This window comes from Psychrobacter sp. W2-37-MNA-CIBAN-0211, assembly GCF_040309405.1.
GTDB lineage: Bacteria > Pseudomonadota > Gammaproteobacteria > Pseudomonadales > Moraxellaceae > Psychrobacter > Psychrobacter glaciei.
Window position 1 is genome coordinate 1 of sequence record NZ_JBEOOU010000093.1, and the last position, 295, is coordinate 295.

Sequence of the window (295 nt, forward strand, 5' to 3'; positions counted from 1 at the left end):
TTGCAAGACCGCTTATTTATAAAATATTTGATCGGGTCGGCCACGGCGAAATGTTGGTATTGTTTGGCCTTGTTATGGCATTAGTGGTGGGGGCATGGTTATTTGAAGCCGTCGGTTTAAAACCCGATTTAGGCGCATTGATTGTGGGTATTTTACTCGCTGGGCATGCTAAATCATCTGAATTAGCCAAATCTATTTATTTCTTTAAAGAGTTATTCTTAGTCGCATTTTTCTTAACTATTGGGTTAAATGGATTGCCGACCTTAGCCGATATTGGTTTAGCGGCGATTTTAGT

At 40.0% G+C, this 295-nt stretch carries 1 protein-coding gene; it reads left to right on the forward strand.

The window, feature by feature from the left end; all coding sequences use genetic code 11:
* Positions 1-50: 50 nt before the first annotated feature.
* The coding region (locus AAEY72_RS14425) for a cation:proton antiporter domain-containing protein (RefSeq protein WP_352311198.1) at positions 51-295 on the forward strand (245 nt) is incomplete at its 3' end.